Source organism: Pseudomonas sp. S3_B08, assembly GCF_054667725.1.
The window spans coordinates 2,892,673-2,912,223 of record NZ_CP162750.1 but is presented as its reverse complement, the minus strand read 5'-3'; the positions used below and the strand labels follow the sequence as shown (position 1 = coordinate 2,912,223).

Genomic DNA, 19,551 nt, shown 5'->3' with positions numbered 1-19,551 from the left:
TTATTCCTTGTCCTTGAGCACGTCGGGACGCAACACTTCTGGTAAATACGCGCGGTGGAAACCGTTGAACGATTCGCTGTGGCTGGCCTTGTGCAGCGGCCAGGCGCGACTGCCGAGGCTGGCGGCGCCGTCGATTTTCACCGTAGTGCCGCTGATGAAAGCCGCCGCCGGGCTGAGCAGGAACACGATTGCCGCACTGACTTCCGATTCGGTGCCGATACGCTTGAGCGGCACATGCTCGCGCAGGGTCGGAATCACTGCTTTGAATGCGCCTTCGTAAGTGTCCATGCCGCTGGACGCAATCCAGCCCGGCGCCACCGCGTTGACCCGGACCCCGGCGTAACCCCACTCGAACGCGGCAGTCTTGGTGAAGTTGTCCATGCCCGAACGCGCGGCGCCCGAGTGGCCCATGCCGGGCATGCCGCCCCACATGTCGGCAAGCATGTTGACGATGCTGCCGCCGTGTTTGCTCATCGACTGGTTGAACACTTCGCGGGCCATCAGAAAGCCGCCGACCAGGTTGGTCCGCAGCACGGTTTCGAAGCCCTTCTGATTGATCGAGGCCAAGGGCGACGGGTATTGGCCCCCGGCGTTGTTGACCAGGCCGTGGATCGGCCCGTGTTCGGCGATCAGTTCTTTGACCAGTTGCTTGACCGCTTCTTCATCGCGGATATCGCAGGCCTTCCAGTGCGCGCGGCCGCCGTCCTCGGCGATTTCGGCGGCGACCTTTTCGAGTTTTTCCGGCTTGCGCCCGACCAGCAGCACATTGGCGCCAAGGGCCGCCAGCTCATGGGCGGTGCAGCGACCGATGCCGCTGCCGCCACCGGTGACAATCAGGTTCTGGCCGCTGAACAGATCGGCGCGAAAAATCGACGCGTAAGCCATGCACACCATCCTCTAGTCGAGCTGTTCGGCGATGCTCTGCGGCACCGGAATCTGGATTTCCAATAGTTGCTGGGCGAAGGCTTTGCCTTGCGGGTCGATGCGCAGGCTGGCGACACCGCCACCGCCAAGGGCGTTTTCCAAAAGAAAATTAAGGCTGTGGGTGCCGGGCAGATACCAGCGTTCGACACGCCCGAGCACCGGATCGAGGACGTGGCGCATCCAGTCGACCACCACCGATGTGGTCAGCGCCTCGGCGATCCATGGCAGGTAATCGGGATGGCGCGGCATCACGCCGATGTTGCTGTGGTTGCCCTTGTCGCCGGAGCGCGCCACCGCCAGTTTCACCAGCGGCACACTGGCATCGGCGCGGCCCTGGGGTTTGGGTGGCTGATGGGCGAGCGGCAAATCGGCGCTGTCGAGGGCCACTGGGTCGGGGAGGGTGCACGGATGGCGCTCACCGGCCATGTCGATTTGCAGGGTGCAGGCGCTTTTATCGATGAGGAAAGAGAACAGACGGATGAGGGGGTATACGGTCGGACGACCGCCGACGATGCCGGTCAAACCCGGCGCCATGCCGGTCGCGGCCTGGGCGATCTCTTTGGAAAACAGCACCAGCGCGCGTTTGTCAGGATGGCGCACGGCGATTTTGATCACCACTTCACGGCTGTCGCGGCGCTGGCCGTGGGGGCCGTAGGTGGCTTCGCTGCCGAGCAGTTCGACATGGGTTTCGCTGTACGGCGCCCAGCCGCGCAGGCTGAACATCTCGGCGGTCTTGTCGATGATTGCCTGACTGACCCGCCGTGCCTTGTCCACTGCGTCGATGCCGGCCATCAGGCAACTGGCGGTGCAGCGAAAACCGTCCGGGTACGTGGCGCTGACCTTGTATTTATCGGTAGGCGGCAGGCCTTTGGCACCGTGCACGTGCACGACGTTTTTGCCTTGTTGCTGGAGTTTGACCTGGCTGAAATCGCAGATCACGTCGGGTAACAGATAGGCCTGCGGATCGCCGATTTCGTAGAGCATCTGCTCGCCGACCGTCAATGGCGTGACCAGTCCGCCGGAGCCTTCGGGTTTGCTGACGAGGAACTGGCCATCGGCGCTGACCTCGACGATCGGAAAACCGATGTGCTCGTAATCCGGCACCTCGCGCCAGTCGGTGAAATTACCGCCGGTGCACTGTGCGCCGCACTCGATGATGTGCCCGGCCAGCGCGGCCTGGGCGAGTTTGTCGTAGTCATGCCACGACCAGCCGAATTCGTGAACCAGCGCCGCACTGACAACGGCGCTGTCGACCACCCGGCCGGTAATGACGATGTCGGCGCCCAGGCGCAAAGCTTCGACAATCCCCGGCGCGCCGAGGTAGGCGTTGGTCGACACGCACATCCGCGGAAGCGGCGCGCCGCTGAACATTTCGCTGATGTCGGCAGGGTTTTTGAGTTGTCCTTGCAGGTCATCGCCGAGCAACACGGCAATCTTCAGCTGGACCCCAGCCTGGTCGCAGGCCGCTTGCAGGGCCGCCGCGCAAGCCTGCGGATTGACCCCGCCGGCATTGCTGATCACGCGGATGTTCTGTTCGGACAGCTGCGTCAGCAGCGGCGCCAGCACTTCAACGAAGTCACCCGCGAACCCGGCCTGCGGGTCTTTAAGACGCGCACCAGCCATGAGCGACATGGTGATCTCGGCCAGATAATCGAACACCAGATAATCCACGTTTCCGCCCGTCACCAACTGGGCGGCAGCGGTGGAGGTGTCGCCCCAAAAGGCACTGGCGCAGCCGATTCGCACGGTGGTTGGCATTTTTATCTCCGACTCAGGGACCTGCGACAGAAGTGTCTGGAGGCTACCAAGCAAGCGCTTGGTTTGTAAACAGGCGAAACATTCTTCTGCCCAAGCGCTTGCTTGGTGCCCGCGCGCGGCTTAAATTGCGCGCAACCCTGCGGTTACAGGGGGCAACACACTGATCGACTGTAGGAGAGAACGGGTGGACGAGCAAAAAGCCCTGCGGGTCATGCGCGAACTGGTCGACCAAGGCCAGTTGACCGACCCGGACAGCGCCCGTGGCAAATTGCTGCAAGTGGCGGCTCACCTGTTTCGCAACAAAGGCTATGAGCGCACCACAGTGCGTGATCTGGCCAGTGCTGTGGGCATTCAGTCGGGAAGCATTTTTCATCACTTCAAAAGCAAGGATGAAATTCTCCGCGCGGTGATGGAGGAAACCATCCGCTACAACACCGCGTTGATGCGCGCAGCCTTGGCCGAGGCGAGCGATGTGCGCGAAAGGGTGCTGGCACTGATTCGTTGCGAGTTGCAGTCGATCATGGGCGGCAGTGGCGAAGCGATGGCCGTGCTGGTATACGAATGGCGCTCATTGTCCGAAGACGGCCAGGCTAAAGTCCTCGCTTTGCGTGATGTTTATGAAGACATCTGGTTGCAGGTTCTGGGCGAGGCCAAGGACGCGGGCTTTATTCGCGGTGACGTTTTTATTACCCGACGTTTCCTTACCGGCGCACTGTCCTGGACCACCACCTGGTTCCGTGCCGGCGGCAGTTTGAGCCTCGATCAACTCGCCGATGAAGCGTTGATTCTGGTCCTCGAAGCGCGTTGAACGGTTGTCGGACCGGCCGGGAAACTGGCTAAGTCGGCGAAACCGCCTAGCTTGAATGCATTGATCGCTATTTTTTTCGGGGAGTGGGGTGTTTTGAAGTCTTCGCCAATTCGGACAGCCGCCGGGCTGCTGCTCGCTGCGCTGGCTGCGTTATGGGTATTGCCCGCTCAGTCAGCGCAATTGGTCCGGGTCGGCGCCGCGCATTTCCCGCCTTATACGATTCGCCCGGAAAACGGCGCCGACACCGGCCTGTTGCCGCAATTGGTCGAGGCGCTGAACCGCTCGCAGAGCGATTATCAATTTGTCCTGGTGCCGACGTCGATCCCGCGCCGCTTCGGTGATTTCAAGCAAGGCCGCATCGATATGGCGATCTTCGAGAACCCCGAGTGGGGCTGGAAGGACATTCCCCACGACGACGTCGACATGGGCCTGGAAGACGCCGAGATTTTTGTCGCGCAACGCGAAGACGGCCGCCAGCAAAACTACTTCTCGAGCCTGTCGGGCAAACGTCTGGCGCTGTTCAGCGGTTATCACTACGAATTCGCCGACTTCAACGCCGACCCGAAATATCTCGCGAAAAACTACAACGCGACGCTGACCTATTCCCACGACAGCAACCTGCTGATGGTCCTGCGCGGGCGCGCCGACATTGCCCTGGTCACCCGTTCCTATCTGTTCGATTACCTGCTGCGCAACGAGAAGGTCCGCGATGAGCTGTTGGCGTCGCAGCGTACCGATCAGATCTATCACCATTACGCGATTCTGCGGCCAAGCGCTCCTATCACCGGCGAAGCCTTCGGCAACCTGTTGCAGCGTTTGCGCGACAACGGCGAATTGCTGAGGATTTTCGAGCCCTACAGGATTGCCGTGATGCCGGCGCCTCATCACTGAAGCGCTAATTGCCTCTCGCGCTTAAATTTCCCCTCCCGGCTCACGTCACTTCGTTGAACTGTCGACGATTACGTGAGCCCGACCCATGTCCAATCTGAATGACCTCACTGCCCTGGCATTGCCCTCGGGCAGTCGATTGATCGCTGATGCTACCGAGAGCCTGCTGAGCCTGAGCCTGGACGGGCAACCGCTGATTCGGCTGCGCCTGGACCGCGAGGCCAATGGCCCGATCCAGCTCGACGAGCGTTTCGCTCTGCCGCCCGGCCACGCCTTGTGGGCAGCCTGTTATTGGCTGTTCGCCCGTGACCCGGCGTGTCAGCAGTTGATCTGGCAACTCGATCAGCCACCGACCGAAGCCTTGCGCAGTGGTTTGCTGATCAACACCGCAGTCGCCGGCGAATATCGCTGCGAGCGCACGCTGTTCTGGCAACTGCCGCAGCCGTGGCTGGGCACGTCACTGACCGGCAGCTATCCGCAGCAAATGGTCATCAGCCAGGGCAAGCGCCATCCGCTGCGACCGGTGAAGCCGCGCGGTGAAGTCTATCGGCGTTTCGATGCACGTCTCGGCGCGTGGATTTCCTTGCGAACGCTGGAAATCGAGGAAGATCTGTCGCGCTTCAATCGCTGGCAGAACAGCCCGCGCGTGGCGAGTTTCTGGCAGGAGGAGGGCAGCCTTGAGCAGCATCGCGAATACCTCGGCAAGCTCGATGCCGATCCGCACACGCTGACGCTGATTGGTTGTTTCGATGACCAGCCGTTCGCTTATTTCGAAGCCTACTGGGCCAAGGAAGATCGCATTGCGCCGTTCTACGATGCCGACGATTACGACCGTGGCATTCACATGCTGGTCGGCGAGGAAAGTCATCGCGGCCCGCACAAAGTGGCGAGCTGGTTATCGGCGCTGGTGCATTACCTGTTTCTCGATGATCCACGGACCCAGCGCGTGGTCGCTGAGCCACGTGCCGACAACGCGAAGATGATCGGACATATGCACAACCAATGCTTTCACTGCGAGAAGGAATTCGATTTTCCGCACAAGCGCGCGGCGCTGATGATTCTGGGGCGGGAGCGGTTTTTTGATCGGTGCCGGTTGGCCTGATGTGTTCGGCCTCGGAATTTCGTTGGGTCTGAGGCCGCTTTCGCGAGCAGGCTCGCTCCCACACTGGGTTTGTGTCGTTGATCAAACCCTGTGGGAGCGAGCCTGCTCGCGAATGGCTTGACGCAGAATCCGGATGCTAACGACGACCCGCAATCACCGCATCCCGCCGACTGCCCGAGACCTTGCGGCAGTGCACCAAAGCATCACGAATCATGAAGTTGACCAGGGTGGGCGATACGCCCAGTTCCTTGGCGATGTCTTTCTGCGGCACGCCGTGCAGACGGTACATCTCGAAGGCATAGCGGGTGCGGCTGGGCAGTTCGGTCAGCGCATCGGCGATGTGTTCCAGAGTCGAGAAGTTGATGTGCGAAGTTTCCGGCGAAGCGCCCTGAATCACCACGTTCAAGCCTTCCTCCTCCGGGCCTGAGTATTTCTGTTCGAGCGCCTGCTTGCGGTAGTGATCGATGGCGAGGTTGCGCACGATCTGGAACAGGTAGCTCAGCTGAGCCTTGATCGACGACGTGATCGGCGGGGCCGATTGCAGTCGGAAAAACGCATCCTGAACCACGTCTTCGGCACGAGACCTGCAACCGGTAATACGGGCTGCAATCTTGACCAGAATCAGTCGATTGTCGACGAATGCCTGAAGTAGCGGTGAATCGCACCTGCTTGTGGATACTTGTTCCGTCATGGAAATCACCTTGCTGCCAATAGGTTAGTGGGAGGGCCTCGGGGGACGGCGCCGTCCTACACATCGAGCGACAAATTATGTTGAATGATAATGATTGTCAAATGAGAAAGAGAAGTAGTGCTGTAAGTCGATGTGTTTTGCGAACTGCGACACGCCGCCGCACCTTGGCCCCGCTGGACGTCGTGCCTGCCGACTAATTATTTCCACAGTCCATCCGTTCTCATTGGTGAATGGCCCGGGTGCAGATCCCCGGCCTCAGCGCATTCCGATGCCTTGCGCGGTCGGCACAGACCGCGCCCCGCACGCCTCTCGACAGGTGTGACGCAGCCACCCGATTCCACTTGCAAGCCGAATTCAGGCAGGAAACCTCATGACCGACGCGTTCGAACTCCCCAGCACCCTGGTCCATGCCCTCAAGCGTCGCGCAGTTCTGACGCCGGACCGACTGGCCTTGCGTTTTCTCGCTGAAAACCCGGAGCAGACCGTTGTGCTCAGCTATCGCGAACTGGATCAACGCGCGCGCACCATCGCCGCTGCGTTGCAGGCTCAGGCTGGATTCGGTGAGCGTGCGGTGTTGCTGTTTCCCAGTGGCGCGGATTACGTCGCGGCGTTTTTCGGCTGCCTGTATGCCGGTGTGATTGCGGTACCGGCCTATCCGCCGGAATCCGCGCGTCGTCACCATCAGGAGCGGTTGCTGTCGATCATCGCCGACGCCGAGCCCACGCTGTTGCTGACCAGCGCCGATCTGCGCGATGCCTTGCAACAAATCGACGGCGCGCCGCCGCTGTTGTGCGTCGACACTCTGGACAGCGCACTGGCCGAACAGTGGGTTGAGCCGCCACTGCCGCCCGAGCACATCGCCTTCCTGCAATACACTTCCGGCTCCACCGCGCTGCCCAAGGGCGTGCAGGTCAGCCATGGCAATCTGGTCGCCAATGAACTGCTGATCCGTCACGGTTTCGGCATCGACGTCAACCCGGACGACGTCATCGTCAGCTGGTTGCCGCTGTACCACGACATGGGTCTGATCGGCGGTCTGCTGCAACCGATTTTCAGCGGCGTGCCGTGCATTCTGATGTCGCCGGCGTATTTCCTCGGCCGGCCGTTGCGCTGGCTGGAAGCGATTGCCGAATACGGCGGCACCATCAGCGGCGGCCCGGATTTCGCCTACCGTTTGTGCAGTGAGCGGGTCAGCGAGTCGGCCCTTGAGCGCCTCGATCTCAGTCGATGGCGCGTGGCCTATTCCGGTTCCGAGCCGATCCGCCTCGACACCCTTGAACGCTTCGCGGAAAAATTCGCTGCTTGCGGTTTCAGCGACAACAGCTTCATGGCTTCGTACGGTCTGGCCGAGGCGACCCTGTTTGTCGCTGGCACACCGCGCGGCACCGGCATCCCGGCGCTGCGCGTGGACGATCAGGCGCTGGCGCAAAACCGCGCCGAGCCGGGCGACGGCAGCGCGATCATGAGCTGCGGCATCAGTCAGCCTGAGCACGCGGTGCTGATTGTCGATCCCAACACGCTCGAGGAACTGACCGACAATGCCGTCGGTGAAGTCTGGGCCGCCGGCCCGAGCATCGCTCACGGTTACTGGCGCAACCCCGAAGCCAGCGCCAAGACTTTTGTCCAGCACGCCGGCCGCACCTGGTTGCGCACCGGCGACCTGGGTTTTATCCGTGACGGCGAACTGTTCGTCACCGGGCGCCTGAAAGACATGCTCATCGTCCGTGGCCATAACCTGTATCCGCAGGACATCGAGCAGACTGTCGAGCGCGAAGTCGAAGTGGTGCGCAAGGGGCGTGTGGCGGCGTTCGCGGTCACTCACAACGGCGAAGAGGGCATCGGCATCGCTGCGGAAATCAGCCGCAGCGTGCAGAAAATCCTTGCGCCAGATGCGCTGATCAAAGCTATTCGCCAAGCCGTGGCCGAGGCGTATCAGGAGGCGCCAAGCGTGGTGGTGCTGCTCAATCCGGGCGCGTTGCCGAAAACTTCCAGTGGCAAACTGCAGCGCTCGGCGTGCCGCAATCGTCTGGCTGATGGCAGTCTCGACAGTTACGCGCTCTTCCCTTCGATTACAGCGGCAACGGAAACCGCGACCAGCAGCACTTCGGATCTTGAAGCGTTGATCGGGCAAATCTGGGCCGAGCAACTCAACGTCAAGCAGGTCAGTGGCGACGACCATTTCTTCCTGCTCGGCGGTAACTCGATCGCCGCCACGCAAGTGGTTGCGCGGGTTCGCGAAGCACTCGGTGTCGAGCTGAGCCTGCGCCTGCTGTTCGAAGCGCCAACCTTGTCCGCCTTCGCCGCCGCCGTGGCGCAGCAGCAACAGACTGGCGGCAGCGCCCAAGGTGCAATCAGCACGTTGCCGCGCAGTGAGCCGATGCCGCAGTCGCTGGCACAAAATCGTCTTTGGATCACTTGGCAACTCGATCCACAGAGCAGCGCCTACAACATTCCCGGCGGCCTGCGCTTGCGTGGCGAACTCGACGAAGACGCCGTGCGCAAAAGCTTCCAGCAACTGATCGAACGCCATGAATCCTTGCGCACACGTTTCTTCGAGCGCGACGGCGTGGCATTGCAGCAAGTGCTTGCCGCTGCCGAATTCAACCTGCAACTGATCGACATCAGCGACCTGCCAATGTCCGAGCGTGAAGCCCGTGCCGAGCAGATTCGCGAAGACGAGGCGCGCACTCGGTTCGATCTGGAAAAAGGCCCGTTGCTGGCGGTGACACTGGTGCGTCTCGATGACGAAGAACATCAACTGCTGGTGACCCTGCATCACATCATTGCTGACGGCTGGTCGCTGAATATCCTCCTCGACGAATTCTCGCGCCTCTATGCCGCCGCTACCCAAGGTGCAACGGCGACGCTGGCAGCGCTGCCCACGCAATACGCCGATTACGGCAACTGGCAGCGGCAATGGCTGGCGCAAGGCGAGGGCGAGCGGCAACTGGCGTACTGGAAAGCGCAGTTGGGCGAAGAACATCCGCCATTGGAACTGGCCACCGATCACCCGCGCTCGGCCAGACACAACCACAGCGCCGCGCGCCACAGCGTGCGCTTGAGTACCGAACTCAGCGAGGCGATCCGCCAGACCGCGCAGGCTCACGAAGCCACGCCGTTCATGCTTCTGCTCGCTGCCTTGCAAAGTTTGCTGCACCGCTACAGCGGTCAGCGCGACATTCGCATCGGTGTGCCCAACGCCAACCGTCCGCGCCTGGACACCCAAAGCCTGATCGGTTTCTTCATCAATACCCAGGTGTTGCGTGCGCAAATCGATTCGCGCCTGACATTTGCCGAGCTGCTGAACCAGACCCGCCAAGCCGCACTCGGCGCCCAGGCCCATCAGGATCTGCCGTTCGAACAACTGCTCGAAGCGTTCCCGCAGGCCCGCGAACAGGGACTGTTCCAGGTCATGTTCAACCATCAGCAGCGCGACCTCAGTGCACTCAAGCGCCTGCCCGGTCTACTCGCCGAAGAACTGCCGTGGCACAGCCGCGAGGCCAAGTTCGATCTGCAATTGCACAGCGAAGAGGATCGCAACGGTCGTCTGAGCTTGGCGTTCGACTACGCCAGCGAACTGTTCGACGCCGCGACCATCGAGCGCCTGGCCGAGCATTTCCACAATCTGCTCAGCGAGGTCTGCGAACGGCCTCAGCAGGCCATTGGCGATCTGCGCTTGCTGACCGCCAGCGAGCAGAATCAGCAGAAAGACTGGAGCGTCGCTCCGTGCACCCCGGCGCGACAATGGCTGCCGGAACTGCTCGAGCAACAACTGCGCAAAAGCCCGCAACGCACCGCACTGCTGTGGGACGGCGGTACTCTGGATTTCGCCGAGCTGCACGCGCAAGCCAACCGGCTCGCCCATTACCTGCGCGACAAGGGCGTCGGCCCTGACGTGTGCGTGGCCATTGCCGCCGAGCGATCGCCGCAACTGCTGATCGGCCTGCTGGCGATCATCAAGGCTGGCGGCGCCTATGTGCCGCTTGATCCGGATTATCCGGCCGAACGTCTCGCGTACATGCTCCGCGACAGCGGCGTCGAACTGCTCCTGACCCAGACGCAATTGCTCGAGCGTCTGCCGGCCAGCGATGGCGTCAGCGTGATCGCCATGGATGCGCTGCACTTGGATAAATGGCCGAGCCAGGCACCGGGACTGCGAGTGCACGGCGACAACCTCGCCTACGTGATTTACACCTCGGGTTCCACCGGGCAACCGAAAGGCGTCGGCAACACTCACGCCGCGCTGGCCGAGCGCCTGCAATGGATGCAGGACACTTACCGCCTCGACGAAACCGACGTGCTGATGCAAAAAGCGCCGATCAGCTTTGACGTCTCGGTGTGGGAATGCTTCTGGCCGCTGATCACCGGCGCGCGGCTGTTGCTTGCCGCGCCCGGCGAGCACCGTGACCCGCAGCGCATCGCGCAACTGGTCCAGCAATACGGCGTGACCACGCTGCACTTCGTCCCGCCGCTGCTGGCGCTGTTCATCGATGAGCCGCTGAGTGCCGAATGCACCAGCCTGCGCCGGCTGTTTTCCGGCGGTGAAGCCTTGCCCGCCGAGCTGCGCAATCGGGTACTGGCGCAATTGCCGGCGGTGCAATTGCACAACCGTTACGGGCCGACTGAAACCGCGATCAACGTCACTCATTGGCACTGCACAACTGTCGATGGCGAGCGCTCGCCGATTGGCCGGCCGCTGGGCAATGTGGTCTGCCGCATCCTTGATGCCGATCTCAATCCAGTGCCGGCGGGTGTGGCGGGTGAGCTGTGCATCAGCGGTATTGGTCTGGCTCGCGGTTACCTGGGTCGTCCGGCGTTGACCGCCGAGCGTTTTGTCGTCGATCCACTGGGCGAGCAGGGCGCCCGCTTGTACCGCACCGGCGACCGTGCGCGCTGGTCCTCGGATGGCGTGATCGAATATCTCGGCCGTCTCGATCAGCAGGTCAAGCTGCGCGGCTTTCGCGTCGAACCTGAAGAAATCCAGGCGCGACTGCTGGCGCAAAATGGCGTCGCTCAAGCCGTGGTCCTGGTGCGGGAAACCGCTGCCGGTGCGCAACTGATCGGCTACTTCACGGCGACCGATGCGCATGAAAATGCCGATGAGCAAATCATTCGGCTGAAAGCTGCCCTCGCTGCCGAGCTGCCGGAATACATGGTGCCCGCACAATTGCTGCGCCTGGATGCGATGCCGCTGAGTCCCAGCGGCAAACTCGACCGCCGCGCCTTGCCCGAGCCGCAATGGCAGGTGCGTGAACATATCGAGCCGGTCAGCGAACTGGAGCAACAAATCGCCGCGATCTGGCGCGAAGTGTTGGGTCTGAAGCAGGTTGGCCTGCGTGATGATTTCTTCGCCCTCGGCGGTCACTCGCTACTGGCCACGCAAATCATTTCGCGCACACGTCAGGCCTGTGACGTCGAACTGCCGCTGCGCACCTTGTTCGAGCACAGCGAACTGGGCGATTACGCCGAACAGATTCGCCTGATCCAGGTCAGCGGCCGCACCAACCCCCAGCTGCCGATCAGCAAAGTCGACCGCAGCCAAGCGGTGCCGTTGTCCTATTCGCAGCAGCGCATGTGGTTCCTCTGGCAGATGGAACCGGACAGCCCGGCGTACAACGTCGGCGGCATGGCGCGCTTGCGTGGCGTGCTGCACGTCGAGCATTTCGAGGCGGCGTTGCAGGCGCTGATCCTGCGTCACGAAACCCTGCGCACAACGTTCCCAAGTGTCGACGGTGTCGCCCGCCAACAGGTGCATGCCGAGACCGGCGTGCGCATGGGCTGGAAAGATTTCTCCAGCCTGCCGGCAGAAGTCCGGGAGCTACAAGTCCAGCAACTGGCCGATGCAGAAGCGCACCAGCCGTTCGATCTGGAAACCGGTCCGCTGCTGCGCGCCTGTCTGGTCAAGACCGCCGAGCACGAGCATTACTTCGTCCTGACCTTGCACCACATCGTCACCGAAGGCTGGGCGATGGACATCTTTGCCCGTGAACTCAGCGCGCTGTATGAAGCGTTCGTCGATGAGCGCGCCTCGCCGCTTGAGCCGCTGCCGGTGCAATACCTCGACTACAGCGTCTGGCAGCGCAACTGGCTGGAGTCCGGCGAGCGCCAGCGCCAGCTCGATTACTGGACCGCGCAGCTCGGTCGCGAACATCCGCTCCTCGAACTGCCCGGCGACCGTCCGCGTCCACCGGTACAGAGCCATCAGGGCGAGCTGTTCCGTTTCGATCTGAGTGACGATCTCGCCGCGCGGGTGCGGGCGTTCAACGCGCAAAACGGTCTGACCCTGTTCATGACCATGACCGCCGCGCTCGCCACGTTGCTGTACCGCTATAGCGGCCAGACCGACCTGCGCATCGGCGCGCCGGTGGCGAACCGCATTCGCCCGGAAAGCGAAGGGCTGATCGGGGCGTTTCTCAACACCCAGGTGCTGCGTTGCCGGCTCGACGGGCGGATGTCGGTCGGCGAACTGTTCGAGCAGGTGCGCCACACCGTGATCGAGGGCCAGTCCCATCAGGATCTGCCGTTCGATCATCTGGTCGAAGCCTTGCAGCCGCCACGCAGCGCGGCTTACAACCCGCTGTTCCAGGTGATGTGCAACGTGCAGCGCTGGGAATTCCAGCAGAGCCGCACGCTCGCTGGGATGACGGTCGAGTACCTGGCCAACGATGCGCGGGCGACCAAGTTCGATCTCAATCTGGAAGTCACCGACCTCGACCATCGCCTCGGCTGCTGCCTGACTTACAGCACCGATCTGTTCGACCAACCGACCATCGCGCGCATGGCCAGGCATTGGCGCAACCTGCTTGAAGCGTTGATCGCTGATCCGCAGCAACGGCTCAGTGAACTGCCGCTGCTCGACAACACCGAGCAACAGCAGCTGCTCGACAGCCTCGGCATCGAGCCGGGCGAGCATCGTCTCGATCAGTGCATCCATCATCTGTTCGCCGAACAGGCACTGGCGCGCAAAGACGCACCAGCACTGACTTTCGCTGGGCAGACCCTGAGCTACGCCGAACTCGATGCCCGGGCCAATCGTCTGGCCTGGGCGCTGCGTGAACGCGGGGTCGGCCCGCAAGTGCGGGTGGGTCTGGCGCTGGAGCGTTCGCTGGAAATGGTCATCGGCCTGCTGGCGATTCTCAAGGCGGGCGGCGCCTATGTGCCGCTGGATCCGGAATACCCGCTCGACCGCCTGCATTACATGATCGAAGACAGTCGCATCGGCCTGCTGCTCAGCGATCGGGCGATGTTTCAGGCCCTGGGTGACTTGCCGTCAGACGTGGCGCGCTGGTGTCTGGAAGATGACAGCGCCGGGTTGGCCGACTACCCGGCCAGCGAGTTGCCGTTTATCAGCCTGCCGCAACATCAGGCTTATCTGATTTACACCTCCGGCTCGACCGGCAAACCGAAAGGCGTGGTGGTCTCCCACGGCGAAATCGCCATGCACTGCCAGGCCGTGATCGAACGCTTCGGCATGCGCCCGGACGACTGTGAACTGCATTTCTATTCGATCAACTTCGACGCTGCCACCGAACGTCTACTTGTGCCGCTGCTCAGCGGTGCGCAGGTGGTACTGCGGGCGCAAGGGCAGTGGGACGCGGAAGAAATCTGCGGCTTGATTCGCACGCATCGAATCAACGTCCTCGGTTTCACGCCGAGCTACGGCAGCCAGTTGGCGCAGTTCCTCGCGACCCAAAATGAAGTCCTGCCGGTGCGCATTATCATCACCGGCGGTGAAGCGCTGACCGGCGAGCATCTGCAACGCATTCGCGCGGCATTCCAACCGGCGCAGTTTTTCAATGCTTACGGCCCGACCGAAACCGTGGTCATGCCGCTCGCCAGTCTGGCGCCGCAGGTGCTGGAAGAGGGCGCCGGCAGTGTGCCGATCGGTAGCGTGATCGGCGCGCGGGTCGCGTACATTCTCGACGCCGATCTGGCCTTGGTGCCGCAAGGTGCGACCGGTGAATTGTTTGTCGGCGGCGCCGGTCTGGCTCAGGCCTATCACGACCGCCCAGGCATCAGCGCCGAGCGTTTTGTCGCTGACCCGTTTGCCGCTGATGGCGGACGCATGTACCGCACCGGCGACCTGGTGCGCCAGCGTGCCGATGGTCTGGTCGAGTATCTGGGGCGCATCGACCATCAAGTGAAAATCCGTGGCTTCCGCATCGAACTGGGCGAAATCGAAACGCGCCTGCTCGATCATTCTTCGATCCGCGAAGCCGTGGTGCTGGCGCTGGATGCGCCGAGTGGCAAGCAGTTGGTGGGTTACCTCGTTACCGATGTCGCCGGACACTGCGAAGCGCAACAGGCGGAACTGCGCGAAGCGCTCAAGTCGCACCTCAAGGCGCAACTGCCGGACTACATGGTGCCGACCCACCTGATGCTGCTGGCAAGCATGCCGCTGACCGCCAACGGCAAACTCGACCGCCGCGCCTTGCCGGCGCCGGATCTGGAGCTCAATCGTCAGGACTATGTCGCGCCAAGCAACGAGCTGGAACAGACCCTGGCGCAGATCTGGTGCGATGTGCTTAACGTCAGGCAGGTCGGCCTCAACGACAACTTCTTCGAACTCGGCGGCGACTCGATTCTGTCGATTCAAGTGGTCAGCCGCGCGCGTCAGCAGGGCATTCATTTCAGTCCGCGCGACCTGTTCCAGCATCAGACCGTACAGACGCTCGCCGCCGTTGCCAGTCGCACCCAGCAAGTGACTGCCGAGCAAGGTTTGGTGGTCGGCGAGTCGCGTCTGACGCCGATTCAGCACTGGTTCTTCGATACGGACATTCCCCAGCGTCAGCACTGGAATCAGGCGCTGTTGCTGGAACCGACTGTGCGCCTCGAGCCGCAACGATTGCAGCAAGCTTTGCAGGCGGTGATCGAACAGCACGATGCGCTGCGTCTGCGTTTCACTGAAACCGATGATGCATGGCAAGCGACGCATCAAGCGCTGACGAATGAGGATGTGCTCTGGCAAGTCAGCGTCGATTCGCTGGATCAGTGCGAAGCCCTGTTCGCCGACGCGCAACGCAGTCTGCATCTGCACAACGGCCCGTTACTGCGCGCGGTGCTGGTCGATGTTGCGGATGTTCAGCAACGCCTGTTCATCGCCATCCACCACTTGGTGGTCGACGGTGTTTCCTGGCGCGTGTTGCTGGATGATCTGCAAACCGCCTATCGCCAGCTCGACGCTGCGCAGCCGCTGAAACTGCCGGCGAAAACCAGCGCCTTCAAGGACTGGGCCGCGCGTTTGCAGGCCTACGCCGGCAGCGAATCGCTGCGTGAGGAATTAAGCTGGTGGCAGGCGCAACTGGCCGGGCCGAGCGCTGATCTGCCTTGCGAAAACCAGCAGGGCGGCAGGCAGAATCGCCATGCGCAAACCGTCAGCGTACGGCTCGATGCCGAGCGCACCCGACAGCTGCTGCAACAGGCACCGAGCGCTTACCGCACTCAGGTCAACGACCTGCTGCTGACCGCACTGGCTCGTGTGCTGTGCCGCTGGAGTGGCCAGCCCTCGGCACTGATTCAACTGGAAGGACACGGTCGCGAAACCCTGTTCGACGAGATCGATCTGACCCGCACCGTCGGTTGGTTCACCAGCGCTTATCCGCTGCGCCTGACTCCGCACAATGTCGAAGAGGCCGCCGGGCAGGGCGCTTCGATCAAGGCGATCAAAGAACAATTGCGCGCCGTGCCGCACAAAGGTCTCGGTTATGGCGTGCTGCGTTATCTGGCCGATGACGGCTGCCGCCAGAGCATGGCCGCGCTGCCACAGGCGCCGATCACCTTTAACTACCTCGGCCAGTTCGACCAGAGCTTCGGCAGCGATGCGCTGTTCCGTCCGCTGGATGAGCCAATCGGTGCCGCCCACGATCCGCAGGCGCCGTTGCCCAACGAGCTGAGTGTCGACAGTCAGATTTACGGTGGTGAATTGCTGCTGCGCTGGACTTTCAGTGCCGAGCGTTACGAGGCGCAAACCATTAACGATCTGGCCGATGCCTATCTCGGTGAGTTGCAAAGCCTGATCGCCCATTGTCTGCAAGACGAGGCCGGCGGCCTGACACCGTCGGACTTTCCGCTGGCGAAACTGACTCAGGCGCAACTCGATGCGCTGCCGGTACCGGCAGCGCACATCGAAGATGTCTACCCGCTGACGCCGATGCAGGAAGGCATGTTGCTGCACACCCTGCTCGAGCCGGGTACCGGCCTGTACTACATGCAGGATCGTTACCGCATCAACAGCGAGCTCGATCCCGAGCGTTTCGCCCAGGCCTGGCAAGCGGTGATCGCCCGTCATGAAGCACTGCGCGCGTCGTTCTGCTGGAACGTCGGCGAAGACATGCTGCAAGTGATTCACACCCCGGGTCGCACGCCGATCGAGTATCTGGACTGGAGCGCCATCGCCGAATCCGAGCAGGAACCGAAGCTGCAAGCGCTGCTGAAAAGCGAGCGCGAAGCCGGGTTCGATCTGCTCAATCAGGCGCCGTTTCACCTGCGCCTGATCAAGGTCGGCGCGGCGCGTTACTGGTTCATGATGAGCAACCACCACATTCTCATCGACGCCTGGTGCCGTTCGCTGCTGATGAACGATTTCTTCGAAATCTACAGCGCCCTCGGTGAAGGACGCGAAGCGCAGTTGAGCGTGCCGCCGCGATATCGCGATTACATCGGCTGGCTGCAACGCCAGAGCCTGGCCGAGGCGCGGCAGTGGTGGCGGCAGAACCTGCAAGGCTTTGAGCGCACCACGCCGATCCCGAGCGACCGGCCGTTCCTGCGCGAGCATGCCGGTGAAAGCGGCGGCATGATCGTCGGCGACCGCTACACCCGCCTGAATGTCGAGGACGGTGCACGGCTGCGGGAACTGGCGCAGGCACATCAACTGACCGTCAACACCTTCGCCCAGGCTGCATGGGCTCTGGTTTTGCGGCGTCTGAGCGGCGATCGCGACGTGCTCTTCGGCGTCACCGTCGCTGGTCGGCCGGTAGACATGCCGGAAATGCAGCGCACCGTCGGCCTGTTCATCAACAGCATCGCCCTGCGGGTGAAGATGCCTGCGGACGATCAGCGTAGCAGCGTGCGTCAATGGCTCAGCGCTTTGCTCGACAGCAACATGCAACTGCGCGAGTACGAATACCTGCCGCTGGTGAATATCCAGGAACAGAGCGAATTGCCCAAAGGCCAGCCGCTGTTCGACAGCCTCTTCGTCTTTGAAAACGCCCCGGTGGAAGTCTCGGTGCTTGATCGTGCACAGAGCCTGAATGCGAGCTCGGATTCCGGTCGCACCCATACCAACTTCCCGTTGACGGCGGTGTGTTACCCGGGCGATGACCTTGGCTTGCACCTGTCCTATGACCAGCGTTACTTCGACGAGGCGACGGTCGAGCGCATGCTCAATGAGTTCAAGCGCCTGCTGCTGGCACTGGTCGACGGCTTCCATGGCGACATGGCCGATTTGCCGCTGCTGGGCGACGAAGAACGCGATTTCCTCCTGCACGGTTGCAACCAGAGCGGCCACGACTATCCGCTGGAGCAAAGCTATGTGGCGCTGTTCGAAGCGCAGGTCGCGGCGCATCCGCAGCGCATCGCTGCCAGTTGCCTCGATCAGCATTTGAGCTATGCCGAACTGAATCACAACGCCAACCGCCTCGGCCATGCCCTGGTCGCTGCCGGTGTGCGCATGGATCAACCGGTGGCGCTGCTGGCCGAGCGTAATCTCGACCTGCTCGGCATGATCATCGGCAGCTTCAAGGCCGGCGCTGGTTATCTGCCGCTGGATCCGGGCCTGCCGAGCCAGCGTCTGAGTCGCATCATTGAGCTGAGCCGCACGCCGTTGCTGGTGTGCAGCGCCGCTTGCCGTGAACAGGCGCAGACCTTGCTCGAGGAGTTTGGCTGTTCGAATCGTCCGCGCCTGCTGGTGTGGGAAGAGGTGCAGGCGTCGGCGGCAGCGGCGCACAATCCGGGCATCCACAGTGGCCCGGATAATCTCGCCTATGTGATTTACACCTCGGGTTCGACCGGGCTGCCTAAAGGCGTGATGGTCGAGCAGCGCGGCATGCTCAACAACCAGTTGAGCAAACGTCCGTACCTCGACTTGAGCGAGGCCGATGTGATCGCGCAGACCGCCTCGCAAAGCTTCGACATTTCCGTCTGGCAGTTCCTCGCCGCGCCATTGTTCGGCGCGCGGGTCGACATCGTCCCGAACGCGATTGCCCACGATCCGCACGGTCTGCTGGCGCATGTGCAGGCGCAGGGCATCACTGTGCTGGAGAGTGTGCCGTCGCTGATTCAGGGCATGCTCGGCTCCGAGCGTCTGAGCCTCGACGGCTTGCGCTGGATGCTGCCGACCGGTGAAGCGATGCCGCCGGAACTGGCGCATCAATGGCTGCTGCGTTACCCGGATATTGGTCTGGTCAATGCTTACGGCCCAGCGGAATGCTCGGATGACGTGGCGTTCTTCCGTGTCGACATGGCCTCGACGCGCGGCAGTTACTTGCCGATCGGCACGCCGACCGACAATAACTTGCTGTACCTGGTCGATGGCGCGCTGGATCTGGTGCCTTTGGGCGCGGTGGGTGAGTTATGTGTCGCCGGGACCGGGGTCGGTCGCGGTTACGTCAGCGATCCGCTGCGCACCGCGCCGGTGTTTGTGCCGAATCCGTTCGGCGCGCCGGGCGAGCGCTTGTACCGCACCGGTGACCTGGCGCGGCGCCGCGCGGACGGCGTGCTGGAATATGTCGGCCGCGTCGATCATCAGGTGAAGATTCGCGGCTACCGCATCGAACTCGGTGAAATCGAAGCGCGCCTGCATGAACAACCGGAAGTGCGTGACGCTGCGGTTGGTGTGCAGGAGGGCGTCAACGGCAAGCATCTGGTCGGTTATCTGGTCGCGGCCGACGCAGCGCTCAACCCGGGCGAACGCCTGGAGCGGATCAAGCAGCGCCTGCGCGCCGAACTGCCGGAATACATGGTGCCGCTGCACTGGCTATGGCTGGAGCAGATGCCACTCAATGCCAACGGCAAACTCGACCGCAAAGCCTTGCCGGCCTTGGAGATCGGTCAGTTGCAGAGCGAGGATTATCTGGCCCCGCGCAACGAGCTGGAGCAGACCCTGGCTGATATCTGGGCTGAGGTGCTGAAAGTGGAAAAGGTCGGCGTGCGCGACAACTTCTTCGAACTGGGCGGGCATTCGTTGCTGGCTACGCAGATCGCTTCGCGGGTACAAAAAGCCCTGCAACGCAACGTGCCGCTGCGCGCGATGTTCGAGTGCAGCACGGTGGAGGAACTGGCCGAATACATCGATGGGCTGGCGGCCAGCGACATTACAGAGGAGAAGGTTGACCGGTTGAATGATCTGATGGCGGAGTTGGAGGGGTTGTAGTTCTCCGGCGC

7 protein-coding genes are annotated in these 19,551 nt (G+C 62.3%); 4 read left to right on the top strand and 3 right to left on the bottom strand.

The genetic code is table 11. From position 1 onward, the window contains the following. Positions 1-885, bottom strand: coding sequence for an SDR family oxidoreductase (locus AB4N73_RS13135; RefSeq protein WP_122700113.1), 885 nt, complete (start codon positions 883-885; stop codon positions 1-3). Between the two features lie 12 nt (positions 886-897). Continuing rightward, positions 898-2,682 (bottom strand): acyclic terpene utilization AtuA family protein, encoded by a 1,785-nt coding sequence (locus AB4N73_RS13130; RefSeq protein ID WP_460143562.1) that lies wholly within the window; start codon positions 2,680-2,682, stop codon positions 898-900. A 184-nt stretch (positions 2,683-2,866) separates the two neighbouring features. Between AB4N73_RS13130 and AB4N73_RS13125 the strand changes: the two genes are divergently transcribed. The 3 genes from AB4N73_RS13125 to AB4N73_RS13115 all read left to right on the top strand — a co-directional run bounded on the left by AB4N73_RS13125 (position 2,867) and on the right by AB4N73_RS13115 (position 5,480). Then, positions 2,867-3,490 carry a TetR/AcrR family transcriptional regulator gene (locus tag AB4N73_RS13125; RefSeq protein WP_041478455.1) on the top strand — a complete coding sequence of 208 codons (624 nt, stop codon included), beginning with the start codon at positions 2,867-2,869 and terminating at the stop codon, positions 3,488-3,490. 93 nt (positions 3,491-3,583) lie between these two features. Beyond that, positions 3,584-4,381 carry a substrate-binding periplasmic protein gene (locus AB4N73_RS13120; RefSeq protein WP_041478456.1) on the top strand — a complete coding sequence of 266 codons (798 nt, stop codon included), beginning with the start codon at positions 3,584-3,586 and terminating at the stop codon, positions 4,379-4,381. An 85-nt stretch (positions 4,382-4,466) separates the two neighbouring features. Beyond that, complete coding sequence (locus tag AB4N73_RS13115; protein WP_460143561.1) at positions 4,467-5,480, top strand: GNAT family N-acetyltransferase; 1,014 nt, start codon at positions 4,467-4,469, stop codon at positions 5,478-5,480. A 136-nt stretch (positions 5,481-5,616) separates the two neighbouring features. Here the strand turns inward: AB4N73_RS13115 and AB4N73_RS13110 are convergent, their stop codons facing one another. Next, the gene (locus AB4N73_RS13110) at positions 5,617-6,171 is read right to left on the bottom strand and encodes an RNA polymerase factor sigma-70 (protein WP_008088195.1); all 555 of its coding nucleotides are present in this window, start codon (positions 6,169-6,171) and stop codon (positions 5,617-5,619) included. A gap of 370 nt (positions 6,172-6,541) precedes the next feature. On the opposite strand from AB4N73_RS13110, the gene AB4N73_RS13105 reads away from it, so the two are divergent. Beyond that, positions 6,542-19,540 (top strand): non-ribosomal peptide synthetase, encoded by a 12,999-nt coding sequence (locus AB4N73_RS13105; protein ID WP_460143560.1) that lies wholly within the window; start codon positions 6,542-6,544, stop codon positions 19,538-19,540. The last annotated feature ends 11 nt before the right edge of the window (positions 19,541-19,551 follow it).

Coding starts and splice junctions, on each gene's coding strand:
- AB4N73_RS13135 (WP_122700113.1), bottom strand. CDS start 885: ATGGCTTACGCGTCGATTTTTCGCGCCGATCTGTTCAGCGGCCAGAAC.
- AB4N73_RS13130 (WP_460143562.1), bottom strand. CDS start 2,682: ATGCCAACCACCGTGCGAATCGGCTGCGCCAGTGCCTTTTGGGGCGAC.
- AB4N73_RS13115 (WP_460143561.1), top strand. CDS start 4,467: ATGTCCAATCTGAATGACCTCACTGCCCTGGCATTGCCCTCGGGCAGT.
- AB4N73_RS13110 (WP_008088195.1), bottom strand. CDS start 6,171: ATGACGGAACAAGTATCCACAAGCAGGTGCGATTCACCGCTACTTCAG.
- AB4N73_RS13105 (WP_460143560.1), top strand. CDS start 6,542: ATGACCGACGCGTTCGAACTCCCCAGCACCCTGGTCCATGCCCTCAAG.